General features: G+C 70.8%; 14 protein-coding genes and 5 pseudogenes. 6 read left to right on the forward strand and 13 right to left on the reverse strand.

All coding sequences use genetic code 11. The annotated features are described in order from the left end of the window. From ACZ4SV_RS32160 to ACZ4SV_RS32180, 5 genes and pseudogenes are all read right to left on the reverse strand, one after another. Positions 1-161, reverse strand: a pseudogene (locus tag ACZ4SV_RS32160) (cytochrome P450); the annotation flags it as partial. A 25-nt stretch (positions 162-186) separates the two neighbouring features. Then, positions 187-903: a hypothetical protein gene (locus tag ACZ4SV_RS32165; protein ID WP_468008829.1), complete on the reverse strand. Its 717-nt coding sequence runs from the start codon at positions 901-903 to the stop codon at positions 187-189. A 310-nt stretch (positions 904-1,213) separates the two neighbouring features. Further along, the gene (locus ACZ4SV_RS32170) at positions 1,214-1,924 is read right to left on the reverse strand and encodes a hypothetical protein (protein ID WP_468008833.1); all 711 of its coding nucleotides are present in this window, start codon (positions 1,922-1,924) and stop codon (positions 1,214-1,216) included. Positions 1,925-2,017: 93 nt separating this feature from the next. Further along, positions 2,018-3,188, reverse strand: a pseudogene (locus tag ACZ4SV_RS32175) (MFS transporter). Continuing rightward, positions 3,185-4,588 (reverse strand): NAD(P)-binding domain-containing protein, encoded by a 1,404-nt coding sequence (locus tag ACZ4SV_RS32180; RefSeq protein WP_468008836.1) that lies wholly within the window; start codon positions 4,586-4,588, stop codon positions 3,185-3,187. The pseudogene ACZ4SV_RS32175 and the gene ACZ4SV_RS32180 overlap by 4 nt, the downstream one beginning before the upstream one ends. Before the next feature lie 114 nt (positions 4,589-4,702). On the opposite strand from ACZ4SV_RS32180, the gene ACZ4SV_RS32185 reads away from it, so the two are divergent. Together ACZ4SV_RS32185 and ACZ4SV_RS32190 are read left to right on the forward strand one after the other, a co-directional pair. After that, a complete protein-coding gene (locus ACZ4SV_RS32185) occupies positions 4,703-5,755 on the forward strand; it encodes a flavin-containing monooxygenase (protein ID WP_468009299.1) in 1,053 nt (350 codons plus the stop codon). 43 nt (positions 5,756-5,798) lie between these two features. Further along, the gene (locus ACZ4SV_RS32190) at positions 5,799-6,173 is read left to right on the forward strand and encodes an ArsR/SmtB family transcription factor (protein WP_468008840.1); all 375 of its coding nucleotides are present in this window, start codon (positions 5,799-5,801) and stop codon (positions 6,171-6,173) included. Positions 6,174-6,330: 157 nt separating this feature from the next. On the opposite strand, the gene ACZ4SV_RS32195 is transcribed toward ACZ4SV_RS32190, so the two are convergent. The 4 genes from ACZ4SV_RS32195 to ACZ4SV_RS32210 all read right to left on the reverse strand — a co-directional run bounded on the left by ACZ4SV_RS32195 (position 6,331) and on the right by ACZ4SV_RS32210 (position 9,709). Beyond that, on the reverse strand, positions 6,331-7,155 hold the full coding sequence (locus ACZ4SV_RS32195; RefSeq protein ID WP_468008845.1) for a sulfite exporter TauE/SafE family protein: 825 nt from the start codon (positions 7,153-7,155) through the stop codon (positions 6,331-6,333). Between the two features lie 72 nt (positions 7,156-7,227). Next, positions 7,228-8,295, reverse strand: a complete 1,068-nt coding sequence (locus ACZ4SV_RS32200) for an ArsO family NAD(P)H-dependent flavin-containing monooxygenase (protein ID WP_468008849.1) — start codon at positions 8,293-8,295, stop codon at positions 7,228-7,230. Continuing rightward, complete coding sequence (gene arsB, locus ACZ4SV_RS32205; protein WP_468008853.1) at positions 8,292-9,404, reverse strand: ACR3 family arsenite efflux transporter; 1,113 nt, start codon at positions 9,402-9,404, stop codon at positions 8,292-8,294. The genes ACZ4SV_RS32200 and arsB overlap by 4 nt, the downstream gene beginning before the upstream one ends. Next, positions 9,401-9,709 (reverse strand): ArsR/SmtB family transcription factor, encoded by a 309-nt coding sequence (locus tag ACZ4SV_RS32210; protein WP_468008857.1) that lies wholly within the window; start codon positions 9,707-9,709, stop codon positions 9,401-9,403. The genes arsB and ACZ4SV_RS32210 overlap by 4 nt, the downstream gene beginning before the upstream one ends. Positions 9,710-9,800: 91 nt before the next feature. Here ACZ4SV_RS32210 and ACZ4SV_RS32215 point away from each other — a divergent pair, with 91 nt between their 5' ends. The 4 genes and pseudogenes from ACZ4SV_RS32215 (at position 9,801) to ACZ4SV_RS32230 (ending at position 11,417) form a co-directional block, all read left to right on the forward strand. Beyond that, positions 9,801-10,235: an arsenate reductase ArsC gene (locus ACZ4SV_RS32215; protein WP_468008861.1), complete on the forward strand. Its 435-nt coding sequence runs from the start codon at positions 9,801-9,803 to the stop codon at positions 10,233-10,235. Then, positions 10,232-10,360 carry an FAD-dependent oxidoreductase gene (locus tag ACZ4SV_RS32220; RefSeq protein ID WP_468008866.1) on the forward strand — a complete coding sequence of 43 codons (129 nt, stop codon included), beginning with the start codon at positions 10,232-10,234 and terminating at the stop codon, positions 10,358-10,360. The genes ACZ4SV_RS32215 and ACZ4SV_RS32220 overlap by 4 nt, the downstream gene beginning before the upstream one ends. Further along, positions 10,360-10,639, forward strand: a pseudogene (locus tag ACZ4SV_RS32225) (FAD-dependent oxidoreductase); the annotation flags it as partial. The gene ACZ4SV_RS32220 and the pseudogene ACZ4SV_RS32225, both read left to right, overlap by 1 nt. Positions 10,640-10,889: 250 nt before the next feature. Next, positions 10,890-11,417 (forward strand): DUF6233 domain-containing protein, encoded by a 528-nt coding sequence (locus ACZ4SV_RS32230; protein WP_468008869.1) that lies wholly within the window; start codon positions 10,890-10,892, stop codon positions 11,415-11,417. Positions 11,418-11,425: 8 nt separating this feature from the next. On the opposite strand, the gene ACZ4SV_RS32235 is transcribed toward ACZ4SV_RS32230, so the two are convergent. The 4 genes and pseudogenes from ACZ4SV_RS32235 to ACZ4SV_RS32250 form a co-directional block, all read right to left on the reverse strand. Next, positions 11,426-11,572, reverse strand: a complete 147-nt coding sequence (locus ACZ4SV_RS32235) for a hypothetical protein (protein WP_468008873.1) — start codon at positions 11,570-11,572, stop codon at positions 11,426-11,428. A gap of 55 nt (positions 11,573-11,627) precedes the next feature. Then, positions 11,628-14,330, reverse strand: coding sequence for a GDSL-type esterase/lipase family protein (locus ACZ4SV_RS32240; RefSeq protein WP_468008878.1), 2,703 nt, complete (start codon positions 14,328-14,330; stop codon positions 11,628-11,630). Between the two features lie 338 nt (positions 14,331-14,668). Beyond that, positions 14,669-15,210: pseudogene (tpg, locus tag ACZ4SV_RS32245) on the reverse strand (telomere-protecting terminal protein Tpg). A 12-nt stretch (positions 15,211-15,222) separates the two neighbouring features. After that, positions 15,223-15,785 (reverse strand): annotated as a pseudogene (locus tag ACZ4SV_RS32250) (telomere-associated protein Tap); the annotation flags it as partial. Between the last annotated feature and the right edge of the window lie 4 nt (positions 15,786-15,789).

Genomic DNA, 15,789 nt, shown 5'->3' on the forward strand with positions numbered 1-15,789 from the left:
CCACCGGCGACATTAACCGCGAAACGCTCGTCCGTCAGCAACAGACGCAACGTGTTACAGATCCAGTTCCCGGTCGGCTGCTGCGCGGCAGCAATAACAGAAATCAAATCCTGCACAACCTCCACATCACTCAACCCAGCAGAATGGACCAACATGTGCGAGTGGTTCGACCCGAACCGCCCGCCGCTACGACCGCTCGGCGCGCCGGGCTGCGTCCAGGGCATGGCGCTCCGCATAGGCGCCGTCACCACTTGCGGGAAGGGAGCCGTAGCGTTCCGTCGCGATCTGGTCAATGCGCGCGGCGTAGCGGCTCTTCGCTGCCTTGACCGCCTCCGCAGGGGGGAGAAGCTCTTCCGCGGCACGCAGTGCGCGAAAGAGCTCCTGGGTGAGCTGCAGGAGTCGGTTGAGCTCATCTTCGGCGACGGAATACCCATATGAGGCGGTGGACTTTCTGCGGGCAGCCATGCTGCGGCACGCCTGCTGCTCCATGGCCAGGCACACCGCCTGCCGGCGTCGCTCCAGGGCCCGGAATGTGGCGCTGCCGGGATCCGCGATGATCTCTTCGGCAGCTTTCACGGCCCTGGCCAGTACCGGCGAGAAACGCGTCGCGGCAAGCGCAGCAGCTTCCTGCTCCTTGCGCTCAGCCTCGCGCCGCTGCTCCTGGAGTGCTGGCCAGGCGGGGAACTCCTCATCCCCCAAACGCTGTCCGCGAGTACGCGGCTGCGCCTTCTCGGACTTGGTCAGGCGGCGGTCCCACTCGCCGTGCGCTGTGTAGCTGTAGGCGCTGCAACCAACCGTCCCCCATCCTCCGATCCCGTAACGGCCATGGCTCCACCGGTCGTTGACACGAGTGATCGGCTCACCGCAGTGTCGGCACAGTTCTTGAGACCCGTCACGCTCCATTCGCGCGATCCCCCCGATCTGGTATTCGACTCTTCCCAGAGCCGCGTGAACTGCTTCAGTTTGCCACCTGTAGAGATGCGAGGAACGCCGGGGGCCATCGCTGCAGGAACCGGTGAGAGTCACACTGGATGCACCGCGCCGACGGTCCGGCCACTCACCTCGTGCGCCAACCCTGGGAGACGTTGTCCCCTACGCCGACGGCACACCAACCAGCGTCCAGGTCCGCTCGCCGCGCCGCTCTGCCGATGGCGTATGGAACCAGAACTCCCGGCCGGACAGCATCCTCTACGGGCACCGTCCGCTGCCCCGACTAGGGGGTCGCACAAGCGGGTTGCAGGATCGGGTTCCAGGCGAACCAGTCCAGGTTGTCGGCGCCCAGTTCCCACGGAGCATCCAACAGCCGTTCCCTCGTTGCCTCAAGACTCCCAGTGATCCCAGCCGGTGCGGGACCGATCCGGGTCATCAAGTCGCGCCGTGTGCGCCAGGACTCTTCGTCCTCGCCGTGCAGCCGGCTCATCGCCGCTTCCACGCAGGCAGGCCATCTCGGCATGCCGTAGTGGTCGACATGGGTTCCGATCCGAGGAGCGCCGGCGAAGAGGAGGAAGTCCTCTGGCGGTAGTCGCCGCTCGAAGTGGGCGAGCATGCCGATGTGATGTCTCACGTGCTTCTTGATGTCTCCGAGGAATCCCCAGCCGAAGTCCGTCAAGGTCCCCTCGCATCCCGGCCAGACCAGGTCCCGGTCCCGGATCAGGTCCTCCAGGTCATAGAAACGGAACCGGCTCTCGGAGCCCAAGGCATCGAACGCCTGCCGGGTGAGCCAGGTGTTGCGGGCGAACGTCGTCCCGTCGTGCAACGCCTTGCGCCGACTGGTCGGCCGCGAGGCGTGCGCGTCCTCGACCGGGCTGTTGCGCCACACGGACACGACAATGCCGTGAGCCGCAGCCCACCGCAGCCCATCCTCCGCCTCGAAGACGCCCATCTCTTTCAGGCTCTGCCGCGCCCAGTCCAGCGCGGCCTGCATCAGGTCGCGCCGGGCGCCGCTGTCCTGTGACCACGCAGCTCAGTTGGCAAATCAGCACGCTTCTAGGCAAACGTTGCTGGTGTTGCTGCGTGGTTACTCTGCGGAGTGATCGCGGCTGTCGTCAGAGTCGCGGGGTCGGCGGCGTACAGCGCTGATGGCTGTCCACGGTGCGATGAGCGCGGCGACCACGGAGACGGCGGCCAGGATGCGAAAGAGCGGTCCGTAGCCGCCGAGCGGCACGGCCAAGGCGGCGCCGGTGAACGGGGCGAGGGCTGCGGCGGTGGTCGCTGGTGCTGCGAGGAGTCCGGAGAGGCGGCCGTAGTGGATTGCGCCCCAGCGGTCGGTGATGGCGGTGGCCTGGAGGAGGGTGAGGTTGCCGCGGACCATGCCGGTCACGACCGACACCGCGATGAGCAGGGCGTACGGGCCGGGGGCCGCGGCGAAGGCGGCGGTGGTCAGCCCGCCGAGCGCGGTCAGGATCGTTGTGCGGGCTGTTGGGGTGGTGCGGCGGGCGAGGGCGGCGTACAGGGTGCGGCCGAGGGTCTGTCCGGCGCCGCCGATGCCGAGGGCCCAGGCGGCCTGGCTAGACGTGTACCCGCGTTCCAACAGGAGCAGCGAGGGACGAGCGCGACGACGGCGTACATCGCGAAGCCGGACAGGGTGAAGGCGGCAGCGAGCACCAGGAACGGCCGGCTGCGCCCGACGCCCTCAGCGCCTTCGGCCTTGTGTGCCGGGCTGGTTGGGGCGTCGGGCCAGGGTGCGCGCAGGGCCAGGGCGTGGGCGGGGATGGTGACGGCGGCGAGGTGACGATGGTTAGGGCGCGCACGTGGTCGGGTGTCCCCCAGCGGGTGAGGGCGGCGAACGTGGGCTGGTAGAAGGTGGCGGCCATCGCGAGTCCGGCCAGCGCCCAGCCGGCGATGAAGACCAGGATGTTAGGGGCCGCGGCCACGATCAGCAGGCTGACCACGCCGAGCACGGAGCCGATGGTCATGACGGCGCGAGGGCCGCGCCGGTCGAGGATGCGTCCGACGCGGATCCCCGCGAGGGCGGAGACGACGAGCGCGAGGGAGAACCCCGCGGTGGTCGCCCCGGCCGGCCAGCCGGTCGCGGCGGCGATCTGGGGGTTGAGGACGGGAAAGGCGTAGTAGACGATGCCCCAGCTCACGATCTGCGTGGCGCAGAGGGCGGGCAGGGCGGCGCGGGGCCGCGACCGGTCCCCTGCTCCGGTCGCGCCCCCACGCGCGGGGGTGCCCAGGTCGGTCACGAGCCGCAGCAGCCGCCCGCCGGCGCCTGCCCGGCAGGCGCACCCACCTCGGCGGGGACGCCGACCTGGACGAGCTGCGGCGCGGGTGCGCAGCAGCCACCACCGTCGCCCTGAGCGGCGTCGGGAGCGTCCAACAGGCCGGCGCCGCCGCAGACTCCGGTCTCGGGCAGGGTGAGTTCCACACGGTCGGCCGCGTCGAGGTCGCCGGTGATCGCGGCGGCGACGGAGCGGACCTGCTCGTAGCCGGTCATCGCCAGGAACGTCGGGGCGCGGCCGTAGGACTTCATCCCGACCAGGTACACGCCCTGCTCCGGGTGGGACAGCTCACGGTGGCCGTGCGGGTAGACGGTGCCGCAGGAGTGCTGGTTGGGGTCGATCAGCGGCGCCAGCGCGAGGGGCGCCTGGAGGCGCTCGTCGAGGCCCAGGCGCAGCTCGTCGAGGAAGGACAGGTCGGGGCGGAAGCCGGTCAGCACGATCACCTCGTCGACCGGGTCCAGGCGGCGGCCGTCCTCACCGACCAGGACCAGGCGGCCGTCGCTGTCGCGCTCGATCGCTTCGGTGCGGAAGCCGGTGACCGCGTCCGCGTGGCCCTCGTCGACGGCGGCCTTCGCCGCCAGGCCCAGGGCGCCGCGGGCGGGGAGCTGGTCGGCTTCTCCGCCGCCGAAGGTGGAGCCGGAGATGCCGCGGCGCAGGATCCACACGCCCTTGGTTCCCGCGCCGTCGTCGGACTTGGCGAGGTCGGCGAGGTAGGCGAGAGCGGTGAACGCGGAGGCGCCCGAGCCGATGACGGCAGTGCGCTTGCCCGCGTACCGGGCGCGGACGGCGGGGTCCTTCAGGTTTGGGACGCGGTAGGTGATCCGGTCAGCGGCGGCCTTCTCGCCGAGTGCGGGCAGCCCGCTGCCGCCGGCCGGGCTGGGCGTGGCCCAGGTGCCTGAGGCGTCGATGACGGCGCGGGCGAAGACGCGCTCCTCACGGCCGTCGGTATGGGCGACGTGCACGACGAACGGCTGCTGTTCGCGGTCGGCGTCCACGATCCGGTCCCGGCCCGTCCGGGAGACGCCGGTGACGCGCGCGCCGGTGCGGACACGGTCGCCCAGGACGTCGGCGAGCGGCTGCAGGTAGAACTCCGCCCAGTCACCGCCGGAGGGATAGGTGGCCGGGTTGGGGCGGGTCCATCCGGTGGGGGCGAGGAGCTTCTCGGCGGCGGGGTCGACCACCTCGCCCCAGGTGGAGAACAGCCGCACGTGCGCCCACTCGCGCACTGCGGTGCCGGCGGTAGGCCCGGCCTCCAGGACCAGGGGTTCGATGCCCTGGTCGATGAGGTGGGCGGCGGCGGCCAGGCCGGCGGGTCCGGCCCCGATCACGACGACGGGCAGCTCGGTGGTGGCGGGCGCGTTCACGGCGACTCCTTGCGTGTTTCGACATCTGTCGATGGCTTGCGCGGCTCAGCATGGCACCTGTATTGATGAGCGTCAACATAGACATTCATCGAAATCAGGGGGGATTGCTCGTGCATCGACGTCGCCGTCATCGGCGGCGGCCAGTCCGGCCTCGCCACCGCCCACGCACTGCTGCGGCGCGGGCTGCGCCCGGTGGTGCTGGAGGCGTCCGGCCGCGCGGCCGGGTCGTGGCCGCACTACTACGACAGCCTCACGCTGTTCTCACCCGCCCGGTACAGCTCCCTGCCCGGGATGCCGTTCCCCGGCGCCGACCGCGACCGCTGCCCGCACCACGACGAGGTCGTCGCCTATCTCGCCGCCTACGTCGGCCGCCTGGACGCCGAGATCCGCACGGGCTGCCGCGTCAGCGCGGTCCGCCGCACCGGCGACGTCTTCGCAGTGGAAACGGAGAGCGGCGGCCGGCTGTCCGCGCGGGCCGTCGTGGCGGCCTCCGGGACGTTCGGACACCCGCACCGGCCCGCACTCCCGGGCCTTCAGGAGTTCACCGGCCAGGTGCTGCACGCCGCCGGCTACCGCAGCCCGGCCCCGTTCACCGGCCGCCGGGTGGTCGTGGTCGGGGCCGGGAACTCCGCGGTGCAGATCGCCGCCGAGCTCGCCGAGACGGCACGGGTCACGCTCGCCACCCGTCGGCCGGTGAAGTTCGCAGCCCAGCGCATCCTTGGCCGCGATCTCCACTTCTGGACGGCCCGCACCGGCCTGGACACCGCGCCCCTCGGCCGGCTCCTGTCGCGCCCGCCGGCGCAGCCGGTCCTCGACGACGGCCGCTACCGGGCCGCCCTGGCCGCCGGACAGCCCGACCGGCGGAAGCTGTTCACCGGCACCGACGGAACCAAGCCCGTCTGGCCAGACGGGCAGCGGGACGAAGTCGACGCGATCGTCCTCGCCACCGGCTACCGCCCCCACCCGCCCTACCTCACCGGCCTCGACGGCGCTCTCGATGCTGAGAGGAACCCACGGCACCGCGAGGGCCTCGCCATCAACATGCCGGGCCTGGCGTTCGCCGGGCTGGAATGGCAGCGCAGCTTGTCGTCGAACTCGCTGCGAGGAGTCGGCCGGGACGCAGAGCGGATGGCCCGGCGCCTGGCCACCTACCTCGCGCGCCGGTGAACGGCTCTCGCCCTACTGGTTCGACGTGTGTCAACATAGACGTATGTCGAATGCGAAGGTGCTGCCGCTGCTCGAGCCCGCCGACGACCAGGGCGTGGCGCCGTGCTGCCCGCCGCTGACCGAGCGCCCGATGACCGCCGAGGAGGCCGAGACCGCCGCGCGGATGTTCAAGGCGCTCGGTGACCCGGTTCGGCTGCGGCTGTTCTCGCTCGTGGCCTCGCACGAGGGCGGAGAGGCGTGCGTGTGCGACATCTCCGATGTCGGCGTCTCCCAGCCCACGGTGTCCCACCACCTGAAGAAGCTGAAGGAGGCCGGGCTGCTCACCTCCGAGCGGCGCGGCACCTGGGTGTACTACCGGGTCGAGCCGTCGGTGCTCGCCGCGATGGGCAAGCTGCTGACGCTGCCGGCCGCGGCCTGACGAGTAGTCGTGCCCGCACGAGCGTGCGGTTTCGTGTGCTGGGCATGCGAGCGCATCGGCAGGAAGCACGGCCGCTGGCGCGACGTTGTCCTGGCCGAGCGCCGCAGCCCGGTCAGCGATTGATTCAGCGCTGGGCGACGGACGGCTCCACGGGGGTTCAGTCGTGACGCGCGAGCTTGACTGAGGAAATGAGCAGGATCACTGCCAGTACGGGCGCGAGCACCAGGTCGGAGAAGACACCGGCCAGCAGTCCGCCCAGCAGCGCGCCGGCGACCGAGCCCGCGGCCATCACGGCGGTGAAGCGAAGGTTGGCGCCCAGGACCGCGAAGCTGCCGTCGCGGCTGTAGCGGGCGAAGGCGACCAGCATGGCCGGCAACGACACCAGCAGGGACAGGCTCCCGGCCGTCTTGATGTCCAGGCCGAAGAGCAGCACGATCGTCGGGATCAGCAGCTCGCCGCCGGCCACGCCCATGATCGCGGCGACCACGCCGATGCCGAAGCCGGCCACGACTCCGCAGGAAACTTGCGCCCACAGCGGCAGCCCGAGTGTCCCCACGGTCGCGAGGTGGGTGGCCAGCAGAGCGGCGGCCATGAGCACCATCAGTGACGCCAGCACCTTGTACAAGGTGGCGCTGCGCATCCGTACCGCCCAGCTCGCCCCGGCCCATGCGCCCAGCAGGCTCCCGGCCAGCAGGTTGACCGCGACGGGCCAGTGACCGGCCAGCTGGGAGGCGGACACCGCGGCCAGCCGGGCGGGCAGCGCCACCACGACCACGACCAGGCTCATCGCCTTGTTCAGGATGACCGCGGACAGTGCCGCGAACCCGAACAGGCTGATCAGCAGGGGGAGCCGGAACTCCGCACCGCCCAGGCCGATCATCCCGCCGAGGACGCCGATGCCCGCGCCCGCGCTGAACACCACGGGCACGGAGCCAGCCCGGCTCACAGGGCGGGGAGGATCGTCGGCCAGGGGTGAGGTCATGGAGGGCAGTCTGCAGCGATCACGCCGCGACGCGGTACTGGGGGAAGTCACGAAACACGTGGGGTCGCCCTGTCAGTTCTGCGTGCACAGCGCCGCGATCGCGCGGGCGGCCTCCCGCGCGGGGCGCCCCACCCCGATCAGCGTCGCGGACGCCGGGCCGGTCCAGTCGCCGTAGCCGAGCAGGTGCAGCCGCGGTTCGCCGACCGCACGAGTGCCCTCGGTCGCGATGTGCCCGCTCGCGCCCCGGAGCTGGAGCGGGCCGAGGTGGGACAGGGCAGGGCGGAAGCCGGTGCACCAGATGATCGCGTCCACTTCGGCGCGGGTGCCGTTGGCCCACACCACGCCGTCCCGTTCCATGCGGACGAACATGGGTGACGCCTTGAGCAGGCCCGCATCCCGTGCCTCCCGCACCGGTGGCACGGCCACGATGTCGCCGAGCGAGGCCACCCCGCCGGTGTCGTCGCGGCCGGCATCGAGGGCGCGGCGGCGGGCGGTGGCGACATCGAACAGGGCACGGCCGTCGATGTCGTCGGCCAGGAACCGCGGTGGGCGCCGGGTCACCCACGTCACCTCGACATGGCCGTCCAGAGCGAGGTCGGCGGCGATCTGGGCGCCGGAGTTCCCGCCGCCGACCACGATGACGCGCTGACCGGCGAAGTCGGCCGGACAGCGGTAGTTCACCGTGTGCAGCTGCCGGCCGGTGAAGACGGATCGGCCGGGGACTGCGGGCAGGAACGGCCGGGACCAACTGCCGGTGGCGCTGATGACCGCACGGGCCCGCCAGGTGCCGGAGTCGGCTTCGACCAGGAAGCGGTCTGTGTCGCGGCGTACGGCGTTCACACGGGTGCCGTGCTGGACGGGCAGGTCGTAGCGCTTCCCGTAGTCGGCGAGGTAGGCGACCACGTGCCCGGCGCCCGGATACGTCTCGCCGGGCTGGGCGGGCATGAGGCGGCCGGGCATCGAGGAGTGCTCGGCCGGGGAGAACAGGTGCAGTGAGTCCCACATGTGCTGCCAGGACCCGCCCGGCGCCGCCTCGGCGTCCAGGATCACGAAGTCCAAGCCCTGGCGACGCAGGTGGTAGCCGGCGGCGAGCCCCGCCTGACCGCCGCCGACCACCACCACATCCGTCTGCTGCGTCACGGGGCCGTCGTCACCGCGTCGGCGGTGAACTTGGCCCGCCAGGCGAGCGCGACGTAGACCAGGCCGATCAGCACCGGGACTTCGATGAGCGGGCCGACGACGCCGGACAGGGCCTGGCCGGAGGTGACGCCGAAGGTGGCGATGGCGACCGCGATGGCCAGCTCGAAGTTGTTGCCCGCCGCGGTGAAGGCGAGGGTCGCGGTGCGGTCGTAGGCCAGGCCCAGGCTCTTGCCGAGCAGGAAGGTGCCGAAGAACATGACCGCGAAGTAGACCAGCAGCGGCAACGCGATCCGGGCGACGTCCAGCGGCTGCGACGTGATGGTCTTCCCTTGGAGGGCGAACAGGATGACGATCGTGAACAGCAGCCCGTACAGCGCCCACGGCCCGATCTTCGGCAGGAACCGCTGCTCGTAGTCAGCGCGGCCGAGCTTCTTCTCGCCCAGGCGGCGGGTGAGGAAGCCGGCTAGCAGCGGGATACCGAGAAAGATGACCACGTTCAGCGCGATCTTCCACATGGAGATGTCGAGGTGCTCGCCGTCGCCGAGGCCGAGCCAGCCGGGCAGCAGGTCGAGGTAGAACCAGCCCAGCAGGCCGAACGCGAGGACCTGGAACACCGAATTCAGCGCGACGAGGACGGCTGCGGCCTCACGGTCGCCGCAGGCGAGGTCGTTCCAGATGATGACCATGGCGATGCACCGGGCCAGGCCGACGATGATCAGGCCGGTGCGGTACTCGGGCAGGTCCGGCAGGAAGATCCACGCGAGCGCGAACATGACCGCCGGGCCGACGATCCAGTTGATGACCAGCGAGGAGGCCATCAGCTTCCGGTCGCCGGTGACGGCGTCGAGCCGGTCGTAGCGGACCTTCGCCAGCACCGGATACATCATGATCAGCAGACCGAGCGCGATCGGCAGGGAGATCCCGCCGATCTCCACCTTCGCCAGGGCGTCGTCGAGACCGGGGATGAGCCGGCCGAGCCCGAGGCCGACGGCCATGGCGAGCAGGATCCACACCGCGAGGTAGCGGTCGAGGGCGGAGAGCTTCTTGACGATCGAATCGTCCCCGCCTCCGGCCGGAGCGGAGGCGGTGGTGGGCTCGGTGGAGGTCACGGGCAGGCCCTCTTGTTCTCGGCAGCGGTGCGGGCGGAGGCGGCGAGTTCGGCGAACTGCTCGGACAGGCCGGCCAGGACGTCGGGCTTGAGCTTGTAGTAGGTGAAGCGGCCGCACGGCTCGGTCTCCACCAGCCCGGCCTCGCGCAGCACCTTCATGTGGTTGGACAGGTTGGTCTGCCTGGCCCCGGTCTCCTCCACCAGGTGCGTGGTGCACAGCGTCTCGCGAGCCAGCAGGGTCACGATCTGCAGCCGGAGCGGATCGCCCAGCGCCCGGATCACATCAGCATCGACTGAAGTCAGCATGCACTGATACTCTCACATCACTATTCGCTGATACCAGCGGATGCTGATGTCATGGGTGGCGTCCAGCCGCCGCGAGACGAGAGAGCCCCTCATGCCCGAGAGCCCCGGCACGAAGCCGTCCGTCCTGTTCGTCTGCGTCCACAACGCCGGCCGTTCCCAGATGGCCGCCGCCTGGCTGACCCACCTGGCCGGGGACCGCGTCGAGGTCCGCTCCGCCGGCTCCAACCCGGGCGAGCAGGTCAACCCGGCCGCCGTCGCCGCGATGGCCGAGGTCGGCATCGACATCTCCGCCGAGGCCCCGAAGATCCTCACCGTGGACGCGGTGAAGGAGTCCGACGTGTGCATCACCATGGGCTGCGGCGACACCTGCCCCGTCTTCCCCGGCAAGCGCTACCTGGACTGGAAGCTGGACGACCCGGCCGGCCAGGGCGTCGAGGCGGTCCGCCCGATCCGCGACGAGATCAAGACCCTGGTGGAGGGCCTGATCGCCGAGATCGCCCCGGCCAAGCCGGAGGCGACGGCGTGAGCGAGAGACGCGACGTCGTCGTCATCGGCTCCGGCCCCGCCGGATACACCGCCTCCCTCTACACCGCCCGCGCCCAGTTGCGGCCCCTGCTGTTCGGCAGTCCAGGTCGCGCGTGGCGCCGGTGAAGACCTCGCGCAGGACCGTGACGGGCCTGTTCATCGCGATCGGCCACGACCCGCGCACCGAGTTGTCCACCGGCCAGCTCGAGCGGGACAGCGGGGGCTACATCAAGGTCGCCGCCTCGTCGGCGTACCAGCCTGCCTGGGGTGTTCGCGGCCGGCGACGTCGTCGACCACACCTACCGCCAGGCCATCACCGCCGCCGGAACCAGCGCGGCCGCGGCCCTGGAGGCCGAGCGCTACCTCGCCGCTCGCGGCGCGTCCGAGACCGAGTCGGTGACCGCCGCCGTCCCGGCCCGAGCACAGTTGCAGGCAGGCCGCCCGGAGCCCCCGGGCGGCCCCGTCGTCGTTCTGGCATCAGCCGCCACCGGTAAGGCGAGCCGATCACATTCCGTGACCACGACTTGCCAACTATCCTGCTGCGCCTTTGCCAACTACACAGCGACACAGCCGTCCGACCAGCGGCAACCTGCGCCGCTAGCCTCCAACAAAGCTGCGTGGTCACAGTCCCGGCGTCCGTCCGTACGGTGGTGACATGACGGCGTCCTCCGCCCCCGAACCGGTGCCGGTGCCCATCCGGGTGCTGCTGCCCGGGGACCAGGAGGTCGTCGCCCACCTGTGGTCCCGACGCCAGGCGCCCGACGGCTGGAGGTGCGAGGTCGGACTCCCGGCGTACCGCAACGGCCCCGGGGACTCGGTGGAGCCTGCCGAGTACCGGGTCTGGGTGCGCGCTCCGGACCATGTGCGGCCCGTGGACGGCGTCTCATACGACCAGGTGCCCACCGAGTACCTGCCGAAGCCGTCGCTCGTGGACCAGGCACTCGGGCCGAGCCGTCCGTCGGGCTGGGTGCTGGCGAGGGCCGGCGGCCGCGGTCCCGCCCGGGGCGGAGTCGTGCACACCGTCGACTGCGACAAGGCGCCGGCCGGGACGCCGGTGCTGCCGCTGGAGCGGGCCTTGGACGCAGCAGAGCAGCCGGGGGTACGGCTGTGCTCGCTGTGCGACGCGGCCGCGGAACTGGACCCCGTCCTCAAGGGCTTCGACGGCGGCTTCGAAGAGACCTGAGCGGCAGATCAGCGGCGGGCGACGGTGTCACCGGCGTCGTTGACGGCGCGGGTCCACACGTCGCGGTCGAACCACTTGATGATGTTCGGCTGCAGTTCGGTGATGGGCAGCGTGGCGATGCACGTCTTCGCCCTCGCCGTCGGCTGATCCGCCACCGGTGTCCCGTGGTGCTGTCGCGTCGCGGCAGCACCACGGGACACCGAGGCCGGGTTACCGATCACCTCCGTTGACCCCGACACCGACCGCGACGGGACTTCCCGTGCCGTCCGGGTTCCTCAGGGTGGTGAGCGAACCGATGTCCACCGCATCCGACGACGCGGTGTGAGCGCTCGGTGAGAGGTTCGGCGCGCTGTCGCCGAGGCTGGTCAGCGCGCTGTCGGCGGGATGGGACGGGACTACGCAGTTGGACTTGTCGGACTCGAAGGAGCCGTTGACGGCCGTCACGCAGAACTCGAAGTTCCACACGCCCGGGAACAGGAAGGCGACGCCGTGGTGGGTGTCCTCGATGATGTTCTCGTCGGCCTCCGGCGGGGTGGTGCCGCCGTCCTTGGCGTTGGAGATCCACAGCCGGTAGCCGGCCGCCGAGTTCGCGCCGTTCCAGTTCAGTTCCACCGTGGTGGGATCGACGGTGGTCACCCGCAGGCCAGTCGGGGTGGCCGGGATGCCGCCGCCGACCATCACCGGCCGGGCCAGTCCGGGCAGCCCGCCGCCGGCGGCGTTCCAGGTGGCCGCCGCGACGAGGTAGCGGTGGCCCGGGTTCAGCCCGTAGATCTGCACCCGGTTGCCGCGGAAGCCGGTGCCGGTGAGCCAGGCGTCGGGCGTGTCCCTGTCGAAGAGGATCACTTCGTACCGGTCGATGGGGATGGGGTAGTCAGGTGGTGCGATTTCGAGCTCGATGCCGTCCTGGCCGATGGGCCGGCTGGCGACGATCCGCGGCGGCCGCGCCGTCTGCGGGTGGGCGACCGCGCTGACCGTGCCGGACCAGGGGCCCTTGACGTTGTCACCGCCGACGGTGCGCACCTGGTACTCCCACTGGATGCCGTCGACGGTCCAGGTGGTGTCGGTCCGGTTGCTGTTGACTCGGCCCTCGCTCCAGGTCGTCTGGCCGGCGATCCGCGACCGCACGTCGTAGCCGAACGCCCCGTACACCGGGTCCCAGGTGACGGTCACGCCCTTCGGCGTGGACTCGGCCTTCAGACCGGTCGGCACGGGTGTCGGCCGGACCGGCAGGTTCTCGGGTGGGAAGGGTATCGGACCCCGGCCCAGGCCGTACTGGTCGTGCAGGGTCTGCTCGAAGGCGATGGCGAGCTGGTACTCGCCGAAGGCGTTGGGGTGCAGGCCGTCATAAGCGGCCGGGCAGGCGGCGGGGGCGCACGAGTACCCTTTCTGCCAGTTGACGACCTCCACCTGGGAGATGGCCTTGCTCCACCGGGGGGCCGCGTTCGCGAGCAGCCGGTTGTAGTTGTCGGTCTTGGTGATCAGGTCGTCCCGGCCGCGGATCTTCGACCGGTGCGGCACGGTGGCCACCGCGAAGTCGACCCCCGGCTGGGCCGCGCGGGCCTGGTCGATGATGGTCTCGACGCTGTCCAGGGTGCCGTTCTCGTCGCTGACGAACCAGCCCATGTCGTTGAAGCCAGCCGCGAGCAGGACGAGGTCCGGCTGGTAGGTCTCGACCTGCCGGCGGATGTCGCCCTTGATCTGCGCGGCCTGCCTGCCCCAGTGCGCGAAGTGGTCGCTGTCGAAGGCGACCCCGGCCGCGTAACCGCCGTCGACGCGGATGCCCTGGTCCGCTGGCTTCTCACCGACGAAGGGCGGCGGTTTCGGCGGGGAGGGCTGGTCCGGGGTGAACGTGCCGTGGTAGGGACCCACGAAGTCGACCGAGACGTTGTTCTGCTGGAACCACTGCCACAACCGGTAGCGCCAGGTGTAGTCGCCCTCGTGGCCCTGGCTGATCGAGTCGCCGACCACCATCACCCGGATCGTCGACGGCCAGGCGGTGGGTCGCAGGCCCTGGCTCAACCGTTCGAGGGTCGCCGTGAAAACCCGCGTGAAGTCGGCGTTGAACAGGGCTTGGATGAGCGGCAACGGGTTCGACCACGAGCCGAGCCGGTCGATGATGTTCCGCATGGTCTGCTGCACCGCTTCGACCACCGAGTTCGCCCCCTGCGCGGCCCAGTTCGTCATCTGCCCGAGGAACGCCCCGCCCGCCGCGGACACCACCGCCACGGCGAGCGCCTCCGCCCAGACGTCCGCGTCGCCCAGCGACCGCCCGTCGAAGTAGGCGTTCATCAGTTCACCGACGAGCCCGCCCAGTCCGCCGGCGACGGCCCCGCAGATAGGTCCGGCGACGGGCGCGGCGGGGGCGAAGAAGAGGGTGCACACCGCACCGGACGCGATCGCCACCGCGATGCCGACCGAGGTGGCGATGGCCTTCTGCCACCAGTTCGCCGAAGCGTTCACCTCGCCCGTGGGTATGACGATGACGAGGCTGTTGCCGGCCACCTGGATGCTGCCGTCGAACTGGACGCCGCTTCGCCGCTCGTAGAAGCCCACATTGTTCTTCTGCGCCCGCAGATCGAACGACTCGCTGAGCGTGAGCCCCTTGCCCTTGTCGGCACGCACCGTGTCGACCATCTGCCGCATCTGCCGCTGCCACTCGTCCGGCCGCTGCGTGGTGTTGAAGTCGATGGCGGCCACCATGTCGGTGTCACTGCCCGCCAGCGACCGCAGCGCTCCCGCGTCGCGGGCGCACCCCATCCGCAACGCCGCCGTGCTCTCCGCGATCGACCGGGTGGCGAAGTTCGATCCAGCCGTGGCACACGCCTCCCCCGCCGCCGCGGCCGGTTTCGCCGTCCCCGCCGCCATCAGCGTCACTGCTAAGACGAGCGCGGTCAGCCACCCGGGTCTTCTCATGAACGTCCCCCTCAATCAGCGCGGTCAACATCCGCCGAACCTGAAAATCCTACGAATTCGGACCCCGAGGGGCGTCACCCCGCAGTGGACATCCGCGTGTAGCTCGCGCGGGGGACAGCGCGCCGGTGGTTCACTACGAGTGCAGCGCCCCCGTTCGGGTGGCTACTGACAGGTCACCCAGATGGCGATCTTGACGGCACTAGTTCGGATCGCCGACTCACCGGCCGCCCGGGCACTCGCCGGACACCGCAGCTCGGCAGGCTTATAGCCCGACGGATCTCATCCCAGCTGTAGTGCTCAGTCTCATCCGGACTCGCGGGCTGTTCGGGGCGCGGTTGCTACAGCTCGAACTCGAGGTGCTCGATGTCCGTGAAGCGCACCTCCTCCAGGCTGCCGGCGCGGCGGCCGCCGTCCTGGAAGTACACCTCCCTGAGCGCTTCGGCGGCGATCTCCTGGAGACGGGCGTCGCCGGCACCCTGCTCCTGGGCGTCGAAGAGGCGGGCGGCGTACTGCGGGGGCAGAGCGACGGTCAGGTGCCGGACGCGGTCTTCGTCCGTCGACCCGATCGGCGCGGTGTAGCCCATGCGGGCGCGGGTGTCGATGACGATGCCGCCGGTGGTGGCCACTTTCTGCCGGGCCTTGGCCCGGATCTGGGGCTGCCAGCGCTTCTTCACCTCGCGCTCTATGCGCGCGGCGAGGTCGGGGCGGGGCTTTTTGATCTGGTCCTTCACGTACCGCTCGACGGTGCGCTGGGAGATCCGCAGCATCTGGGCGACCGCCTTGGTGCCCTTGAGCTGTTTGACCAGGTAACGCATCTGCGCGCCGGGCGGGTGAACGCCTTCTGCACCGCGGCGTCCAGGCCGTCCCCGATCAGGCTCATCGTGGCCTCCTCCTACTCTCCGGTGTCGATGTCGGTGACGGTGCCGTCCTTGATGTACCGGGCGAGATTGAGCTCCGGGGCGGTGAACCGCTCCCGGACCTCCTCGCCCCACAGCACGGACTGGGTGCCCTCGTGCTTGACCAGACCGGGGTTGATGCCGAGCCTGAAGCCGCCGGGCCGCGGCTTGCCGTCCCGGTAGGGCAGGAAGTCCAGCGGCGAGGGTCCGGTGGCGGCGTAGACGACGCAGTCGGACAGGACCGCGATGGGGTACTGCCCGGTGAACGCCGCGTGCTTGACGATCTTGCGGTGCAGGTTGATCCGGGTGCGGGAGATGACCGCCGCCCGGATGTCCGGCCGCCACGTCGGCCGGGACAGGGCCCGCCACGGCTCGCCCGGCCGCCAGCCCTCGCCCCGGGCCGCTCGCGCAGCTTGCCCAGGCCGCCCTTCACCGTCGCCTTGACCGCCGAGACGACGATCGCCAGCTCCGGGTCACGGGCCTTGTAGCCGTTCATCGCGGTGAGGAAGTCGGCCGGGGCGAGGTCGGCGTCGACGCCGAGGTCGGCCATCGTGGCGAGGGCA

It is taken from the genome of Streptomyces sp. NPDC027672 (genome assembly GCF_055566335.1).

Bases quoted from the DNA above. Each gene is read 5' to 3' on its own strand.
- ACZ4SV_RS32165 (WP_468008829.1), bottom strand. From the start codon at position 903: ATGGAGCGTGACGGGTCTCAAGAACTGTGCCGACACTGCGGTGAGCCG.
- ACZ4SV_RS32170 (WP_468008833.1), bottom strand. From the start codon at position 1,924: ATGCAGGCCGCGCTGGACTGGGCGCGGCAGAGCCTGAAAGAGATGGGC.
- ACZ4SV_RS32190 (WP_468008840.1), top strand. From the start codon at position 5,799: ATGTCGAATGCGAAGGTGCTGCCGCTGCTCGAGCCCGCCGACGACCAG.
- ACZ4SV_RS32195 (WP_468008845.1), bottom strand. From the start codon at position 7,155: ATGACCTCACCCCTGGCCGACGATCCTCCCCGCCCTGTGAGCCGGGCT.
- ACZ4SV_RS32210 (WP_468008857.1), bottom strand. From the start codon at position 9,709: ATGCTGACTTCAGTCGATGCTGATGTGATCCGGGCGCTGGGCGATCCG.
- ACZ4SV_RS32215 (WP_468008861.1), top strand. From the start codon at position 9,801: ATGCCCGAGAGCCCCGGCACGAAGCCGTCCGTCCTGTTCGTCTGCGTC.
- ACZ4SV_RS32230 (WP_468008869.1), top strand. From the start codon at position 10,890: ATGACGGCGTCCTCCGCCCCCGAACCGGTGCCGGTGCCCATCCGGGTG.
- ACZ4SV_RS32240 (WP_468008878.1), bottom strand. From the start codon at position 14,330: ATGAGAAGACCCGGGTGGCTGACCGCGCTCGTCTTAGCAGTGACGCTG.